Below are 16,856 nucleotides of genomic sequence, written 5' to 3'. Positions count from 1 at the left end.
CCCTCACCCGCGCGGTCGCCTGAGCCGAGGGACCCGGGTGCCGTCGCGCGCCCGGGCCCTCCGCGGCGTCAGCGGACGGGCGGACCCTCGGCCCCGGGCTGCGCGGCCTCGTCGGGCTGATCCAGGGTCTCGTCCATCGCGGCGTCCACTGCGGCTTCGACGTCGGCCGGCGGGACGATGTCGATCGCCTCGGTCGCCGCCTCGTACACCTCGGCGAGGGTGTCGTCGACCGTGTCCTCGTCGATCCATGCCAGGTCGTCCTCCGAGTGGTCGTACTCGACGGGAACGAGCGCGAAGTCGTCGCCGTACTCCTCCAGTCCGGCCATCACGCTGTGCCGCACGGCGGCGCGGGCGTAGCGGTCGCGCAGGATCATCGGGTCGCGCCGCAGATCCTTCATGAACGCGATCATCATGAACGCCATGATGATGGCGAACGGCAGGGCCGCGATGATCGTCGCGTTCTGCAGCGACTGCAGGCCGCTGCCCTCCGCGCCGCTCACGAGCAGCACCGCGGCGATCACGCCGACCAGCACACCCCAGACCACCGCGACCCAGCGCGACGGCTCTGGGCGCCCCTGCTGGGAGAGCGTGCCCATCACGAGCGAGGCGGAGTCGGCGCCGGTGATGAAGAAGATCGCGATGAGCAGGATGAGCACGATGCTCGTGACCAGGGGGAACGGCAGGTTCTCCAGCACGCCGAACAGCACCTCCTCGGGCGGGTCGACCACGAGTCCGGCGCCGTTCATCTGCTGCTGGATCGCGGTGGTGCCGAAGATCGCGAACCACACGAGCGAGATTGCCGACGGCACGACGATGACCACCGACACGAACTGGCGCAGCGTGCGCCCGCGCGAGATCTTCGCGATGAACATGCCGACGAAGGGCGACCACGAGATCCACCACGCCCAGTAGAAGATCGTCCAGCTCGACAGGAACGCCTCCGCGGCCTCACCCTGCGAGGCCGAGCGGCCGATCATGGTCGGCAGGTCGCCGAGGAACTGCACCGCGACCGACGGGATGACGTTCAGGATGAGCAGCGTCGGCCCGACGAAGAACACGAAGAACGCCAGCAGGATCGCGACGACCGCGTTGATGTTCGACAGCGCGCGGATGCCCTTCGAGACCCCGGAGACGGCCGACGCGATGAAGCACGCCGTGAGCACGGCGATGACGGCGATCAGGATGCCGTTGCCGAGCGGGCCGATGCCGCTCACCAGCTCGACGCCGTGGCCGATCTGCAGCGCACCGAGCCCGAGAGACGCGGCCGTGCCGAACAGCGTCACGATGATGGAGAAGATGTCGATCGTGCGGCCGACCGGGCCCGTGGTGCGGTGCTCGCCGAGCAGCGGCGCGAAGATCGACGAGATCAGCGGGGTGCGACCGCGGCGGTAGGCGCCGTAGGCGATGGCCCCGCCGACGAGCGCATAGAACGCCCAGGCCTGCGGGCCCCAGTGGTAGAGCACCTGCGTCTGCGCGGTGTGCATGGCCTCGAGCGTGTTCGCCTCGACCGTTCCGGGTGGCGGGTTCTCGAAGAACGTCAGCGGCTCCGCGGCGCCCCAGAACACCAGCCCGATGCCCATGCCGGCCGCGAAGAGCATCGAGATCCACGAGAACATCGAGAACTCGGGCTCCTCGTCGTCACGACCCAGAGGGATGCGCCCGTAGCGGCTGAAGCCGACGAACAGCATGAACACGAGGATGATCGTCGCGATCGTGGTGAAGAAGAACCCGAAGTACTCCACGACCCATGCGAGCACGGTGCTGGTGGTGCCGGCGAGGTTGTCGCCCGCGAACACGCCCCACGCGATGAACCCGAGGGCGAACGCCGCCGCCACACCGAACACGAGCGGGTCGGTGCGGTAGGTGCGACCGGTCTCCTCGACCGAGACGCCCGGCACGAGCGCGGGGTGCACGCTGCGCGGCGGAACCGTGGTGATGTCGCGCACGATCTTGCGCGCGGCCTCTCCCGCAGTGCGGTGGGTGCCGGTGGGGGTCTGCGGACCGTCGGAGGGGGAGTGCTTCTCGACCGGGTTGTCCATGAGAACCCATCCTCCCATGCGGGCCGCCTCGGCCCGGGCCGCCTCCGCCGGAGCCGCCGCGTTCTCCTGCGGCCGGGCGGGTCTAGCGGCCGCGTCGCCCCGCGAAGAGCGCCCCGAGCAGAGGCAGCACGGAGACGCACAGCAGCGTGATCCCGAGCGGGGGCACCGGGGCGACCAGCAGCGCGCCGCCCACGAGCATCGCGGCGAACAGCACCCCGGAGGCGATGCGGCGCGCGATGCCCTCCAGCCGATCGAGGCGCCGCTCCAGTCGCGAGGTGTCGAACGACACGGTGCCGTCGTCGATGCGAGTGATGATGCGGTCGATGCGCCCAGGGAGGCGCCACGTGGTCGCGGCGTTCTCCATCGCCTGCTGGGCCATGTCCTGCATCAGGTTGCCGGACTCGTCGCGCAGCAGCCGAGCGGCGTAGGGCTCCGCCGCGTCCCACACGTTGAACGCGGGGTCGAGGCCGCTGCACATGCCCGAGGTGAGCGACACCGCCCGGATCAGCAGCAGCAGGTCTTCCGGCAGCTGGAGCGGGAGGCGGCGCACCATGTCGCCGAACTCGTCTGCGAAGTCGGTGAACTCGCGCGGGTCGACGCGGCTCAGCTCCGCGAAGCCCATGCCGCCGAAGCGGGCGAACAGGGCCGTCAGGGCGCGCTCGAGCTCGGCGGTGTCGGCGGTGGGCAGCAGCACCCCGATCTCCTTCGCGGCGGCCACGAGTCCGCGACTGTCGCGCGCGGTGACCGCGATCAGGAGCATCCGCAGCCCCTCGCGGAGGTTGTCGGGGACCTCGGCCATCATGCCGAAGTCGATGAACGTCAGACGGAAGCCCCCGTCCGTGGGAACCGGGGTGACGAAGATGTTGCCGGGATGCGGGTCGGCGTGCACGAAGCGATGCGTGAACACCTGGTCGAACATGACCTCGGCGAACGCGTCGGCGACGGCCCGCGGTTCGATGCCGGCCGCCCGCAGCGCCTCGGTGTCGTTGATCTTGATGGCGGTCACGTCGGACAGCGTCAGCACGCGGCGGGTCGTGCGCTCCCACACGATCTCGGGCGCCGCGACCCGCGGGTCGTCGGCGAAGTTCTCGCGGAACCGCTCGGCGCTGCGGGCCTCGTGCAGGTAGTCGATCTCCTCCAGGCTCGTGACGGCGAACTCCTCCACGAGGGCGGGCGCGTCCACCCGGTCGGCGACGATCCGCACCCGCGTGAGCCAGCGGGCGACCCGGCGGAGGGCGGCGAGGTCGACCGCGACGATCTCGTCGATGCCGGGGCGTTGCACCTTGACCACGACCTCGTCGAGCCCGGTGTCCTCCACGTCGAGGGCCGAGAGCCGCGCGCGATGCACCTGACCGAGCGAGGCCGCGGCGACCGGGGTGTCGTCGAACCAGGCGTAGGCGCGCTCCAGAGGGATGCCGAGCTCGGCCTCCGCGAGCGCCCGGATCTGCGGGGTGGGCACCGCGGGCACCTCGTCCTGCAGGCCCTCCAGCTCCTTCGTGATCTCGGGCGGGAGCACGTCGAGGCGCGACGACATGAACTGCCCGACCTTGATCATGAGTCCGCCGAGCTCGACCGCGAGGGTGTGGAAGCGCCGGGCGAAGCGCTGCATCCGGCGCGGGCGGGTGCGCTCCGCGACTGAGCCGAGCCCGAAGCGCGGAAGCACCAGCTCGAACCACCAGATCTTCACGAACTCGCGGCTCGCGAACGACAGGATGCGGCGGTACCTGGCGCGATGGACGCCCTGGGCTACCGCTTCCGTCATCGCGTCATCCTTCCGCCGTTCCGCGCCGGATGCCGCACGACGCGGTCAGTCCTGGGCAAGGATCGTGTACAGCCTACGGCGGGCGTCGTCGAGCACCTCGATCGCCTGCTGCACCTGCTCCGCCGAACCGCTGCGACCGACCTGCGCGGCCGCGGCGGCCAGGTCGACGCCGGCCTTGGGCAGCGCGCTGTAGCGGGGGTCGCGTCCGCGGTCCTTATCGGAGGTGGACACCCACGGCGCCGGGGTCTCGGTGGTCTCGTCGGCGACGGCACGACCGGCCTCGGTGAGCGCATAGGTCTTGCGGCCGTTCTGCTCCTCCGCCTCGATCAGCCCTTCGTCGGCGAGCAGCTGGAGCGTGGGGTACACGGAACCGGCGCTGGGCTTCCAGGTGCCGCCGCTGCGCTCGGCGATCTCGTTGATGATCTGGTAGCCGTGCATGGGACGCTCGGCGAGGAGCGTGAGCACGGCGGTGCGGACGTCGCCGCGCGCCATGCGGGAGCCGCCGGACGGGCGCGAGTCGAACGACTTGCGGAGCTGATCCATCGCCTCGAAGAGCGCGCCGGCCGGACCGTGGGGTCCGCCGAAGAGGTTGCCGAGGCCGGACGCGAAGTCACCGGCACCGCTGCCGCCGGTGTTCCCGGTTCCGCCGAACGGGTTGGAGGGGAATGCGTTGCTCATGATGACCTCCCAGTCGTGAACGATAGTTAACGATATATCGCTCACGCTGGGCGTGGGGTGGGAGTTTCGACCGGCGCGAGCAGGGCCGCGCCGGTCGCCGTCGCGTCCACCCCGAACTCGGCCGGAAGGACCCGGGCCAGCGCCGGGCCCGGCATCGCCACGGCCCGATAGGCCCGCGCCACCTCGTCCAGGTAGCGCTCACCGATGCCCGCGACACCCCCGCCCACCGCCACCACCTCGACGTCGAGCACCGCGTTGGCCGCGGCGAGAGCGCGCCCGAGGAACTGCGCCCCCTGCGCGATCACCTCCGCCGCCGTCCGGTCGCCCGCACGGGCCAGGGCATCCACCTCGCGCAACGGGAGCGGTGTCCCGGTGCGCTCCCGGTACGTCCGTTCGAGTCCGGGCCCCGACGCCACGGCCTCGACGTGCCCGGGCGCCCCGCAACCGCAGCGCCTCCCGGCGAGCTCGGCCGGCAGCGCCAGCTCGGTGTGCCCGACCGATCCCGCGGTGCCGGTCGCCCCGGTGCGGAGCCCGTCCGGGAGCACCACGGCCCCGCCGATGCCCGTGCCCACCGCGACCATCAGCAGCCCGCCCGCTCCGCGACCCGCTCCCTGGGCGGCCTCCGCGACCGCCGCCGCGTGCACGTCGTTCACGACCACGACCGCAACCCCCGTGGCGCGCTCGAGTGCCGAGCGCAGCGGGAACCCCGCCCACCCCCGGATCGCGTCCGTGGCCGAGGTGATGGATCCGTCGGGGGCGACCACGCCGGCCGTGCCGACACCGACCGCCGTCACGGGTTCGCCGTCGGCGACCGCGCGGACCGCCTCGACGACCGCCCGCACGATCGCGTCCCCGCCTTCGCGCGCCGGCGTCGCACAGCTGCGCACGGGCGTCACCCGGCGACGACCGCCCGCGGGATCGGGCTCGAATCCGGCGACCGCGATCTTGGTGCCGCCGATGTCGACCCCGACGATCACACCCGCTCCCCGGCTTTCGGGGTCGCCGCGACGAACCGGCGCGTGAGCGCGATCGGGTCGGTGATCGCCCCGCCGACGACCACGGCGAAGGCCCCCGCGTCGAAGGCCGCTCGCACCTGCTCCGGTGTCTGGTAGCGGCCCTCCGCGATGGTCGGGATGCCGGCCGCGGCGAGCGCGGCGACGAGATCGAGGTCGGGTCCGTCCTGCCGCGGCGAGTGCGGCGTGTAGCCGGAGAGGGTGGTACCGACCACGGCGGCGCCCGCCTCCCACGCCCTCCTGCCCTCCTCCGCGGTGGAGACGTCGGCCATCACCGGGAGCCCGGTGGCCTGCGCGATCCGGCCGAGCAGGCCGAAGTCCGTGCCGAGCTGCTCGGTCGTGGCGTCCACCGCGATGACGTCGGCCCCCGCCGCGGCGAGGCCCTCCGCAAGAGCGACGTCGGGCGTGATCACGTTGCGCACGCCGTTCCACACCTTGTGCAGTCCGATCAGCGGCACCGCCGTCGCCGACCGCACCCGGCGGAGGTCCTCCGGTCCGTTCAACCGCAGCCCGCTGGCACCGCCGAGCAGTGCCGACTCCGCGAGCGCGCCGATCACGTGGGTGTCGCGGGCCGGAGTGCCCGCTGACGCCTGGACCGAGGCGACGAGGCTGTCACGGAGCAGTTCGAGGGTGTCGTGTGTCACTTGATCGCTCCTGCGCTGACGCCGCCGATGAAGAACTTCTGGCCGATGAGGAAGATCACCACGGCCGGCAGCGTGAACATCACGCATGCCGCCATGAGCGGTCCCCACGCCACGTCGTTCTCCCCGAAGAAGGCGTACAGACCGATCGACAGCGTGTACGTCGACTGGTCGTTGAGATAGATGAGGGGATTGAGGAAGTCGGTCCACGCCCACACGAACTGGAAGATCGCCGCGGTGACGATGGCCGGGCGGGCCAGGGGCAGCACGATCGTCGCGTAGGTGCGGAACTCGGAGGCGCCGTCGAGGCGCGCGGCCTCGATCAGCTCGTCGGGCACCGCGAGCAGGAACTGCCGGATCATGAAGATGAAGAACGGCGTGCCCAGGAAGGCCGGCACGATCAGCGGCAGATAGGTGTTCGTCGCCTCGAGCCCGTTCCACACCAGGAACAGCGGGATGAGGGTCACCTGGGGCGGCAGCATCATCGTGGCCAGCACGAGGATGAGCAGCGGGCGGGCGCCGCGCCACTTCACCTTCGCCAGCGCATAGGCCACCAGCGGGCACGAGATGACCGTGCCCAGGATGCTCATGCCCGACACGAACAGCGTGTTGCCGAGGTAACGCCACACGGGGATCTGCGCGAACGCCTCGGCGAAGTTGTCCATGGTCCACTCGGCCGGAAGCAGCGTGGGCGGCGAGGAGAACACGTCGCCCGGCGTCTTGAACGCGGTCGACAGCATCACCAGCAGCGGGAAGAGGAACAGCAGCGCGAGCAGCGCCACCGACACCTGCTGCCGGACGCGGCGCAGCGTGCGGCGCGTGCGGCGGGGCCGACGGGCGGGGGTAGAGGTCTCAGCGTGTGCCATCGTGCACCCACTTCTTCGACGACGCGAGCACGATGAGGCTCACGATGAGCGTGACGATGAACAGCGTCCAGGCCATGGCCGAGGCGTAGCCCATCTTCAGGAACACGAACGCGTTCTGGTACAGGTACATCGCGTAGGAGAGCATCGACTGCCCGGGCCCGGAGCCGGCCTGATTGAGCCGCTCCTGCGACAGGATGTAGGGCTGCGTGAAGATCTGCAGGAAACCGATGATGCTCACGATCACCTGGAACAGCGTCACCGGAGACACCGTCGGCCAGGTGACGCTCGTGAACCGGCGCCAGACTCCCGCACCGTCGAGCTCGGCCGCCTCGTACAGCTCCTTCGGCACCTCCTGGAGGGCCGCGAGGTAGATGATCATGGTGCCGCCGACGGTCCACAGCGACATCATGATGATCGCAGGCTTGGTCCATTCCGGCTGCTGCAGCCACGCCGGCCCTTCGATGCCGAACCACGACAGGAAGTGGTTGATGAAGCCGTACTGGGCGTTGAGCAGCCAGCGCCACAGGTAGCCGCCGACCACCACGGGCACGATCGAGGGCAGGTACACCAGCGCGCGGTACAGCGGCTGGCCGCGGACGGGGGTGTTGAGCAGGTGGGCTCCGGCGAGCGCGATGCCGATCGCGAGCGGCACCCCGAACACGGTGAGCACGGCGGTGTTGGCGAGCGACTTCCAGAACACCCCGTCCGCGAACATCTGGGTGTAGTTGTCCAGGCCCACCCACTCGGGCGCCTGGAAGAGGTTGAAGTCGGTGAAGCTGTAGTACGCCGAGGCCACGATCGGGTAGGCGAACAGGAACAGGAAGCCGACGATGAACGGCGCGGCGAAGGCGAGGCCGATCAGCGTCGTGCGGCGGCTGCGGCGCCGCCGGACGGGGGCGCCGGGTCCGGCGGGAGTCGTCTCCCGCCGGACCCGGGGTGTGGTGGCCGTGGTCACGGAGCGCCGCTCACTTCGAGGAGTAGGAGGACATCCGCTCCTCGACGGTCGCGATCGCCTCCTCCGGGGTGGCCGTCAGCCGCACGACCTCGTCGAACGCGGTGGCCAGGTCGGTCGCGTACTCCGCGCTGTACGGGCGGCTCGCGAGGGACTTGGCGTTCGGCGAGGAGGCCGCCTCGGCCCAGACGCCGAAGTCCTGCAGCTCGTCGAAGGCCGCGCTGCCGGCGAGGGAGGAGCGGCCGGGGAGGTTGCCCAGCGCGACGGCGAACTTCTCCATCGGCTCGTCGCTGACGAGGTAGGCGAGGAACGTCGCCGCCTCTTCCTTGTGCTTCGAGTTGGCGGGGATGAACAGGGTGCTCGCGGTCACCTGCGTGCTGTTCTCCAGCTCGGGGGTGGCGGCGGGGATGGCGGTGACGCCCCATTCGAAGTCGGGGGCGATCTTGGCCGCGCTGGCCGAACGCCATTCGCCGTCGATGATCATGGCGACCTGGCCGCTGAAGAACGGGTCCTGCGCCGAGAGGTACTCGCCCTGACCGGAGACGAACGTGGCCATGGCGTCGGCGCCCACCGGCTCGATCACGTTGTCCTGGTACCACTGCAGCGCTTCGAGGTTGCCGTCCTCCGCCGGGGTCGGGCCGTCCTCTCCGTCCCAGCTGCCGCCGAACGCGTAGCCGAGAGTGGTGAGCGTGGTGCTGTCGTTGGCGGAGCCGAGGCCGAGCTGGGTGATCTTGCCCGAGGCGTCCTTCTTGGTGAGCTTGGGGATGGCGGCGGCGAGCTCGTCCATGGTGGTGGGCGGTGTCACACCCGCCTCCGCGAGCAGCTGGGGGTTGTAGAGCAGCTGGAAGCTGTGGATGGCGATGGGCAGCGAGTAGATCTTGCCGTCGTAGGTCATCTGCTCCATCGCGCTGGGCACGAAGTCGTCGACGTCGATGCCCTCCGCGGCGATCGCGTCGTCGAGCGGGGCGAGGATGCCCTTCGAGGCCCAGGCGCCGACGGTGTTCCCGAAGTTGTCGGAGATGTCGAACGAGCCGTTGGACGACGACATCGAGGTGAGCTGCTTCTGGGTGTCGGGGCTGGAGACGCCCTTGACGACGATGTCGTCCTGGCTGGCGTTGAAGTCGGCGATGATCGCCTCCAGGGCCTTGGCCTCCTCCCCTCCCCACAGGTACGAGAACGTGATCTCGGTGGGGCCGTCGGCGTCGCTGCCGCCTCCCGCGCATCCGCTGAGGGCCACGACCGTCGCTGTGGTCAGTCCGGCTGCGACCAGGGCGCGCCGGCGCATGTGCTGCTTCATGTGCATGGGGAGTTCTCCGCTCATCGTTGACCTTGCAAAAGGATTGGAATAGACCAATTCGGAACCGCTGAGAACAGACATTGACACACCTGGGGGCGGTCGTCAAGATTGGGTTAGTCCAAATGAGGGGGAAGCCATGACGATCGAGGGTGTGACGAAGCACGAGCGGGTGCGCCGGCATCTCGAGGAGGTCATCCAGCAGGGCCTGGCGCCGCACGAGAAGCTGCCGACCGAACGCGATCTCGCCGAGTCGCTCGAGGTCAACCGGCAGACGGTGCGCCGGGCGCTCGACGAGCTGGAGCGCGACGGGCTGGTCTACCGGCTTCAGGGCGCCGGCACCTTCGTCAGCGCCTCGCGCATCAGCAAGGCCTTCGAGCTCACGTCGTTCTCCGAGGACATGCTCGCCCGCAACATGCGGCCAGGATCGCTGTCGGTCGACGTGTCCACCGCCGCGGCGGGGCAGACCACCGGCTACGCCTTGAACCTCAGCCCGCAGTCGCCGGTGGTGCGGATCCGCCGCGTGCGCACCGCCGACGACATCCCCATCTGCCTGGAGGTGTGCTCGATCGCGGCCGACGCCGTGCCGGGGCTGGAGGAGGGCATCGTGGGCGACTCGCTCTACGAGGATCTGCGCACCCGGTTCGGCATCTCGGCCGTGCGCGCCGACCAGGAGATCCACGCGGTCGTGCTCGACGAGGAGCAGGCCGCAGCCCTGCAGACGCCCCCGTTCTCGCCCGCGTTCCTCGTCAAGCGCACCACCTACGACGCCCGTAGCCGCCCGCTGGAGTACGCCGAGTCGGTGTACCGGGGCGACCGCTACTCCTACCTCCTCTCGATCTCCCGCCCCTGAGCGTTCGCGCTCCCGACCGGCAATCCCTTCACCGACGAAAGGCTCCTCGTGTCCGACCCGACCCTCCGCCCGCGCATCGCCCTGCTCCCCCTCGACGACCGACCGGTGAACGTGAAGCTGCCCGGCGACGTCGCCGCGGTCGCGGGCGTGACGCTCGACGTGCCGCCCGCCGAGATCCTCCCCGCGTACCGGACGGCGGGCGACGCGGACGCGCTCGGCGCCTGGCTGCGGGAGCGCGCGGCCGACCCGGCGACCGTGCACCTCGTGGTGTCGGTCGACATGCTGCTCTACGGCGGACTCATCGCGAGCCGGACGAGCCACGACACGACGCGTGACGTGCTGGCGCGTCTCGACGTGCTGCGCGAGGTGCGGCGGATGCGCCCCGAGCTGCCGATCTCGGCCGTCTCCCTGGTCACGCGCGCCAGCAACTCGTACTCCGCGGCCGAGGAGCCGGAGTACTGGACGGCGCACGGCAAGGAGATCCACGCCCTCGGGGGCGACGCCCACCGGCTGCTCGGCGAGACCGACGTGCTGCCGCTGGAGGAGCTGACACCCGTGCCGGCCGATGTCGTGTCGGACTACGCGACGCGGCGCCTGCGCAACCACATCGTCAACCTCTCGACCCTCGGGCTGGTCGAGGACGAGACGCTCGACTTCCTCGCGATCACCGCCGACGACACCGCGCCGTTCGCGGCGGGAAGCGCCGAGCAGGTGTGGCTGCGGCACTGGATGCGGATGCTGCCGTCGGGCCGTCGCGTGCTCATGTACCCGGGCGCCGACGAGGTGGGGGCGGCACTCGTCGCCCGAGCTCTCGCGGGGAACGCCGGGGTGACGGTGTCGTTCGCGGTGGCGTGCGCCGACGCCGCGGGGATGGAGCGGATCCCGCCGTACGAGAACATGTCGCTGGCAGCCTCGGCGAGCCGGCAGATCCGCGCGGCCGGTGCCGTCGAGGTGGCGGCGGACGCCGACGTGACCCTGGTGCTGCACGCCCCCGACCCCGACCGGCACGACATGTTCCGCGGGCGGCCCGATGTGGTCGACACCGCGGCCGTCGCCGGCACCGTCGCCCTGGTGCGGGAGCGGCTGGAGGCGGGCGAGCGGGTCGCGCTGGCCGACGTGCGGTATCCGAACGGGGCGGACGAGGCGCTGGTGCGCGCGCTCGCCGACGCCGACCTGCTCGGGCGGCTGGAGGCGTTCGGCGGCTGGAACACGGCAGGGAACACGCTCGGCAGCGTGGTCGCGGTCGCGGCCGCCGCGGTGGTCGGCCGGGCCACGGGGTCGTTCGACGAGCGGGCGGCGCGGATCGCCCTGCTGACCCGGCTGCTGGACGACTTCGCGTATCAGGCCGTCGTGCGCACGGACTCCGGGCCGTCGCTGTTCCCCGACATCTACCCGATGGCGGACGACGCGCGGGTGGCCGAGGCGTCGCGGGTGATCCATGCGGAGCTGACGGCGCTGCTGGAGTCGATGCTCCCCGCCGACGGCGTGCGCATCGACGAGCTGACGCTGCCGTGGCGGCGGTCGTTCGAGATCGGCCTCGTGCTGCGGTAACTCAGGGCGGCCGGCGTTCGCGCTTGCCTCATCGAACGATTAACGATAGATTCCTGTTGTTTCTCGACGGGAGGTGGCGCATGGCCAAGGGAACGACGATCGCGCTGCAGGTGGTGATCGCCCTCGCCCTGCTCGGGTCGCTGGTGGTGCAGACGGTGATCGCGCCGCTCGTGTACGCCGACCTGGAGGGGGAGGCGACGTGGGCGCGCATCACGCTGGTCGCGATCCTGGTGCTGGGCGTCGCGACGATGCAGGTGTTCGGGGTGTGCGTGTGGATCCTGCTCCGGAAGGTGCGGCGGGGATCCCTCTTCTCGACATCCTCGTTCCGCTTCGTCGACACGATCATCGGGGCGATCCTGGCGGCGGCGGTGCTTGCGTGGGTGCTCGCGGCCCTGCTCGCCCCGGGCGAGATGGCGCCCGGCGTCGTCGCGCTGATCGGCGGTGCGGGAGTGGTGCTCGCCGGGATGGCCCTGCTCGTCGTGGTGATGAAGGCGCTGCTGCGGCAGGCGATCGACCGCGACGCGGAGGCGCGGGCCCTGCGGTCCGAGCTCGACGACGAGGTGATCTGATGCCGGTGGTCGTCGACATCGACGTGATGATGGCGCGCCGGAAGATCGGTGTCGGCGAGCTGGCGGAGCGCATCGGGATCACCCCCACCAACCTCGCCGTGCTGAAGAACGGCCGCGCGAAGGCGGTGCGGTTCACGACGCTCGATGCGCTGTGCGCGGCGCTGGACTGCCAGCCGGGCGACCTGCTGCGGTGGGTGCCGGACGACGACGGGGCGCCCGCGGACTAGCCCGGCAGCACGGAGTCGAGCAGCCCGGGGAAGCGGGCGTCGAGGTCGTCGCGGCGGAGGGTGAGGGTGCGGCGCCGCCCGTTGGGCTCGTTGCGGATGACGCCGGCCTCGCGCAGCACCTTCATGAAATGCGACTTGGTGGACTTCGGCAGGTTCGGGTCGGTCGCGTGGCAGGAGGCCATGTCGAGGGGACCGTCGGCGAGCTGGCGCGCGATGGCCAGTCGCTCGGGGTCGCTGAGCGCGAAGAGCACCTCGGTCAGCTGGATCTCGGAGCGCTCCGGGTGGGGCAGGTCGCCAGGCATGGTTCGAGAATAGTTGAACAATGGCGCGAGGGCGAGTACGCTCCGAGAGTTCGATGATTCTCGAACCGTCAAGGAGCCGCGCATGACCACCACCGAGCCCATCGTCACCGCCCCGCCCGCCGCGCCCCGGCACCCCCGCCCGACCGCGACGCGCACCCGGCTCGGGTTCGTGCTCGTCGTGGTCGCACAGATCCTGATGATGGCGGGAGCGAGCGCACCCTCGCCGTTCTATCCCGTGCTCGCGCACGACATCGGGTTCGCGCCGGTCGTGATCAGCGCGGTGTTCGCGGTGTACGCGGTCGCACTGCTCCTGACGCTCCTCACCGCCGGGTCGCTGTCGGACCACGTAGGGCGGCGACCTGTCGCGGTCGTGGGGTTCCTGCTGCTCGCGGGGAGCATGTTCCTGTTCTGGCACGCCGACGCCGTGTGGGTGCTGTTCGTGGCACGCATCCTCCAGGGCGTCGCGAGCGGGGCGCTGATCTCGGCGCTGTCGGCGACGGTGCTCGACTTCGCCCCCGGGGGTCGAGCGAAGACGGCCGCGCTGTGGAACGCGCTGAGCCCCGGCATCGGACTCGCGCTCGGCGCGCTCGTGTCGGCGGTCATGCTCGACCTCACCCGGGAGGCGCTGCTCGACGTGTTCGCCCCGCTCACCACGGTGTACGTGCTGCTCGCAGCGCTGTTCCTCGTCGTGCCGGAGACGGCTCCGCGGCGGCCGGGCGCGTGGGCGTCGCTGAGCTTCCGCCTGTCGATCCCCGCCGCGATCCGGGGCGACTTCTGGCGTGGAGCCCCGGCCGTCGTGGCGGGGTGGGCCACGGGCGGGCTGTTCCTGTCGCTCGGCGCGAACATCGTGGCGCGTGAGCTCGGCGGCGTCGCGCACCTGTGGCAGGGCCTCGGCGTGGTGCTGCTCGCCGGGGTCGGGGCGGTCACGGCGTTCGCGATGCGCGGGCGCTCGGCGCACACGAGCGTGCTGTTCGGCACCGCGGCGCTCGGCCTCGGCACGCTGCTGTCGCTCCTCGCGCTCGGGGTCGGATCGCTCCCCTTCTACCTGGGCGCGGCCGCGGTCACGGGCATGGGCTTCGGCACGGCGTTCTCCGGTGTGGTCGCGTCGCTCGCACCGCGCATTCCCCCGACCGAACGCGCCGACACCTTCGCGGTGCTGTACGTGCTCGCCTATCTCGCGTTCGGCGTGCCCGCCGTGGTCGCCGGGTCACTCGTCGGCGTGATCGGGCTGGAGGCGGTGTGCGTCGGGTACGGGGTGGTGGTGATCGGGCTCGCCGCGGTGGCGTTCACCCTCCGGGTGCGGGCGGGGCGGTAGCTCCGGGGGTCAGGGGGTCGTCATCGGGGTGGTCGACACGTCGATGATCCCGAGCGGGAAGGGGCTCACGACGGACCAGGACCCCGAGGTGAACTGCTCGAGATCGATCGACTGGAACCACACCTGCGACACCACGACGGCGATCACGACGAGCACGCCGGCTCCGTACATCGCGCGCTCCAGCGTCCGCAGTGCCGCACGCTCGTCGGCAGCCTTCGTCACGCGACCGAGCGCGATCAGGAAGATCGCTGCGAGGGCGACGTAGACCAGCACGTTGGACTGAAGCGCCATCGAGACGCAGACGGGGGCCTGGTCGACCGACCGACCCTCGGCATCGACGAAGCCGCCGCTGCCGTCGTAACCGCCCGGGCAGTAGCTCTTGCTGCCCGTCATGAAGGCGGAGTAGACGACGCCCGCGACCACCGTCCAGATCAGAGTTCGTCGAATGCCCGCGATCACCACGGCGCCCGGGAGTGCAGAGGCGGCGGTCTCGATGTGCTGCGACGGTGGCGGAGTGAGCGACACGGGGTCTCCTTCGCGGTCGGTCCCCTTCATCATGGCGGAGGTGGCGGCGGAGAGGAAGGGTCCAGGTGCGCACGCAGCGGCCCCGCGCGCCCGGAGGCGACGCGCGGGGCCGACTGCCGCACCTCAGCGGCGGCGCCAGACCGCGACGGTTCCCACGCCGATCACGGCGAGCGCGGCGGCACCGAGGAAGAGCCAGGAGAAGCCGCCCGTCATCGCCTCGGCGGCAGGCACGCCGGCGGCATCGAGCGCCGAGGTGCGCAGTCCCGCGATCGTTCCGAGGACCGCGAGGCCGACCGCACCTCCGATCTGCTGGCTGGTGTTGATGAGTCCGCCCGCGAGTCCCGCCTCTCCCCCGTCGACCCCGTCGACCGCGAGCTGGGTCGTGGCGACGAACGCGCCCCCGAGTCCGACGCCGATCAGCAGCGTCGGGCCGAGCAGGTGGACGAGGAAGACCGCGTCGGACGGAGCGAGCGCGAGCCACACGAGCCCACCGGCGAGCACGAGGAGCGAGGCGGCGAGCACGCGTCGAGCGCCGGCACGACCGATCAGCGCCGGGACGACGCCCGCCACGACGACCAGGGCACCGGCGAGCGGCAGCTGGGTGAGGCCGGTCGTGAGGGCGTCGTACCCGAGCACGGCCTGCATGAACACGGAGAGCGCGAAGAACAGCGCGACCATGGCGGCGCCGCCGAGCAGCATCACGACGTTGCCGAGGGCGAGGTCGCGGTTGCGGAACACCGCCAGCGGGAGGAGCGGCTCCGGCGCGCGACGCTCGATCAGGAGGAACACGGCGCCGAGCACGAGCGCGACGGCGAAGAGCCCGAGGGGCAGAGGGTGGACGAAGCCGAGCTGCTCGACCGCGCTGAACGCCCCGACGAGGGCGACAAGTGCCGCGGTCACGCTGATCGCACCGGCAGCGTCGAGGCGACCGGAGGCGCGGACCGTGTCGCGGGTGATGAGGAGCGGGACGGCGATGAGCACGACCGCCCCGACCGGGACGTTCACGAAGAACACCGACTGCCACCCGAGGGTCGCGGTGAGCACGCCGCCGAGGAGCACGCCGGCCGCGGAGCCGATGCCCGCGACGGCACCCCAGACGCCGAGCGCTCTGGTGCGTTCGGCGTCGTCGGGGAAGAGGTGCGTGAGCAGGGCGAGGGCCGCGGGGGCGAGCAGCGCGGCGGATGCCCCCTGGAGTGCGCGCGCGGCGAGGAGCATCTCGGGCACGACCGAGAGTCCCGCGAGGGCCGAGGCGACGACGAAACCCGCGGTGCCGAGCAGGAACACGCGGCGGTGGCCGTAGCGGTCGGCGAGCCGCCCGCCGAGGAGCAGGAGCCCACCGAACGCGAGCACGTAGGCGGTGATGACCCATGCGAGCGCGGCCGTGTCCATGCCGAGCTGCTGCCCGAGCACCGGAAGGGCGATGTTGACGATGGAGGCGTCGAGCACCACGAGGAACTGCGCGAGCGCGAGCACGCTCAGGGCGAGCCAACGGCGGGTGCTGCGCAGAGGGGCTGCGGCGGAGGTGAGCGGAGTGAGGGTGGTCATGGTTCTCTCTTCTCTGTCGTGTCGGTCGGTGTGGATGAGGGGAGAGTGATTACTCACTCACTCTCGCAGGCACGCGAAAGGGTGCGCCCGCGGGGGGGGTTTCATTCGGGGTGGGTGATACCCGCGGTCAGGAGGGCGACCCAGTCCTCGGGCCGTCCGTCGAGCTGCGTGGTGACGATGAGATGGCAGAGCTGCCCGTAGGCGATGAAGCGCTGCACGTCCTCGTCGCTGCCCCCGGAGCGGGACTGGACGTACGTGGTGATGCGCCCCAGCCCCGCGCGCAGCGCTTCACCGATCACCTCGATGTCGGCCACGGACTGCGCGTGCACCTGGAGCATGAGCAGCGTGCGGTCGGAGATGAGGTGCGCGTAGGCATCGCCCATCGCCTCGAGCACGCTGGCGGGCTTCTGGTCCCGCGCGGCGTCGGCACCCTCCTCGAGGGCGACGAGGATCGCGTCGAAGCACGCGTCGAGCGCGGCGACGAAGAGCGCCTCCTTGCCGGAGTACAGCTTGAACACGTAGGCCGGGGAGATCTTCGCCTCGCCCGCGACATCGGCCACGGTCGTGCCGTGGAAGCCCCGGCGCGCAAACGCACGCAGAGCCGCAGCAGCCACGAGCGGACGGCGGGCGTCGGCCGTGGAGAGGACGGAGCTTCGGGTGGCGGGCATGAGAGTGACTGTACACTCACTCTTGCGGGCGGGGCAAGAGGTGTGGTGATTGTGGG

General features: G+C 71.1%; 17 protein-coding genes. 5 read left to right on the top strand and 12 right to left on the bottom strand.

Annotation, left to right across the window (positions count from 1 at the left end; translation table 11 throughout):
• Positions 1–68 precede the first annotated feature (68 nt).
• The 8 genes from ACWH95_RS06660 to ACWH95_RS06625 form a co-directional block, all read right to left on the bottom strand.
• Complete coding sequence (locus ACWH95_RS06660) at positions 69–2,039, bottom strand: BCCT family transporter (RefSeq protein WP_240744665.1); 1,971 nt, start codon at positions 2,037–2,039, stop codon at positions 69–71.
• An 82-nt stretch (positions 2,040–2,121) separates the two neighbouring features.
• A complete protein-coding gene (locus ACWH95_RS06655) occupies positions 2,122–3,801 on the bottom strand; it encodes an ABC1 kinase family protein (protein ID WP_454120413.1) in 1,680 nt (559 codons plus the stop codon).
• A gap of 45 nt (positions 3,802–3,846) precedes the next feature.
• A complete protein-coding gene (locus ACWH95_RS06650) occupies positions 3,847–4,479 on the bottom strand; it encodes a PadR family transcriptional regulator (protein ID WP_247638164.1) in 633 nt (210 codons plus the stop codon).
• Between the two features lie 41 nt (positions 4,480–4,520).
• Complete coding sequence (locus ACWH95_RS06645) at positions 4,521–5,456, bottom strand: ROK family protein (RefSeq protein ID WP_454120412.1); 936 nt, start codon at positions 5,454–5,456, stop codon at positions 4,521–4,523.
• Positions 5,453–6,136, bottom strand: a complete 684-nt coding sequence (locus ACWH95_RS06640) for an N-acetylmannosamine-6-phosphate 2-epimerase (protein WP_205814397.1) — start codon at positions 6,134–6,136, stop codon at positions 5,453–5,455. Before ACWH95_RS06640 ends, ACWH95_RS06645 begins: the two co-directional genes overlap by 4 nt.
• Positions 6,133–6,999, bottom strand: coding sequence for a carbohydrate ABC transporter permease (locus tag ACWH95_RS06635; RefSeq protein ID WP_136044185.1), 867 nt, complete (start codon positions 6,997–6,999; stop codon positions 6,133–6,135). The genes ACWH95_RS06640 and ACWH95_RS06635 overlap by 4 nt, the downstream gene beginning before the upstream one ends.
• Positions 6,986–7,954, bottom strand: coding sequence for a carbohydrate ABC transporter permease (locus ACWH95_RS06630; RefSeq protein WP_247638162.1), 969 nt, complete (start codon positions 7,952–7,954; stop codon positions 6,986–6,988). The genes ACWH95_RS06635 and ACWH95_RS06630 overlap by 14 nt, the downstream gene beginning before the upstream one ends.
• Positions 7,955–7,964: 10 nt before the next feature.
• The gene (locus ACWH95_RS06625) at positions 7,965–9,272 is read right to left on the bottom strand and encodes an ABC transporter substrate-binding protein (protein ID WP_168387117.1); all 1,308 of its coding nucleotides are present in this window, start codon (positions 9,270–9,272) and stop codon (positions 7,965–7,967) included.
• Positions 9,273–9,384: 112 nt separating this feature from the next.
• Here ACWH95_RS06625 and ACWH95_RS06620 point away from each other — a divergent pair, with 112 nt between their 5' ends.
• The 4 genes from ACWH95_RS06620 to ACWH95_RS06605 all read left to right on the top strand — a co-directional run bounded on the left by ACWH95_RS06620 (position 9,385) and on the right by ACWH95_RS06605 (position 12,445).
• Positions 9,385–10,098: a GntR family transcriptional regulator gene (locus tag ACWH95_RS06620; RefSeq protein ID WP_136034445.1), complete on the top strand. Its 714-nt coding sequence runs from the start codon at positions 9,385–9,387 to the stop codon at positions 10,096–10,098.
• A gap of 48 nt (positions 10,099–10,146) precedes the next feature.
• Positions 10,147–11,649: a DUF4127 family protein gene (locus ACWH95_RS06615; RefSeq protein ID WP_454120411.1), complete on the top strand. Its 1,503-nt coding sequence runs from the start codon at positions 10,147–10,149 to the stop codon at positions 11,647–11,649.
• Positions 11,650–11,729: 80 nt separating this feature from the next.
• Positions 11,730–12,218 (top strand): DUF2975 domain-containing protein, encoded by a 489-nt coding sequence (locus ACWH95_RS06610; protein ID WP_136034449.1) that lies wholly within the window; start codon positions 11,730–11,732, stop codon positions 12,216–12,218.
• Positions 12,218–12,445, top strand: a complete 228-nt coding sequence (locus ACWH95_RS06605; protein ID WP_136034451.1) for a helix-turn-helix domain-containing protein — start codon at positions 12,218–12,220, stop codon at positions 12,443–12,445. The genes ACWH95_RS06610 and ACWH95_RS06605 overlap by 1 nt, the downstream gene beginning before the upstream one ends.
• Here the strand turns inward: ACWH95_RS06605 and ACWH95_RS06600 are convergent.
• Positions 12,442–12,747 carry an ArsR/SmtB family transcription factor gene (locus ACWH95_RS06600; RefSeq protein ID WP_247638159.1) on the bottom strand — a complete coding sequence of 102 codons (306 nt, stop codon included), beginning with the start codon at positions 12,745–12,747 and terminating at the stop codon, positions 12,442–12,444. The genes ACWH95_RS06605 and ACWH95_RS06600 overlap by 4 nt on opposite strands.
• Before the next feature lie 82 nt (positions 12,748–12,829).
• On the opposite strand from ACWH95_RS06600, the gene ACWH95_RS06595 reads away from it, so the two are divergent.
• Positions 12,830–14,062 carry an MFS transporter gene (locus ACWH95_RS06595; RefSeq protein ID WP_454120410.1) on the top strand — a complete coding sequence of 411 codons (1,233 nt, stop codon included), beginning with the start codon at positions 12,830–12,832 and terminating at the stop codon, positions 14,060–14,062.
• A gap of 9 nt (positions 14,063–14,071) precedes the next feature.
• On the opposite strand, the gene ACWH95_RS06590 is transcribed toward ACWH95_RS06595, so the two are convergent.
• The 3 genes from ACWH95_RS06590 to ACWH95_RS06580 all read right to left on the bottom strand — a co-directional run bounded on the left by ACWH95_RS06590 (position 14,072) and on the right by ACWH95_RS06580 (position 16,800).
• The gene (locus tag ACWH95_RS06590) at positions 14,072–14,587 is read right to left on the bottom strand and encodes a hypothetical protein (RefSeq protein WP_454120409.1); all 516 of its coding nucleotides are present in this window, start codon (positions 14,585–14,587) and stop codon (positions 14,072–14,074) included.
• A 123-nt stretch (positions 14,588–14,710) separates the two neighbouring features.
• Positions 14,711–16,132 carry an MFS transporter gene (locus ACWH95_RS06585; protein ID WP_454120408.1) on the bottom strand — a complete coding sequence of 474 codons (1,422 nt, stop codon included), beginning with the start codon at positions 16,130–16,132 and terminating at the stop codon, positions 14,711–14,713.
• A gap of 101 nt (positions 16,133–16,233) precedes the next feature.
• On the bottom strand, positions 16,234–16,800 hold the full coding sequence (locus ACWH95_RS06580) for a TetR/AcrR family transcriptional regulator (RefSeq protein ID WP_136037209.1): 567 nt from the start codon (positions 16,798–16,800) through the stop codon (positions 16,234–16,236).
• Positions 16,801–16,856: the final 56 nt, after the last annotated feature.

It is taken from the genome of Microbacterium sp. NPDC055502, assembly GCF_053643635.1.
Note: the sequence above shows the minus strand (reverse complement) of the source record. Positions and strands in the feature narration are given on the sequence as shown.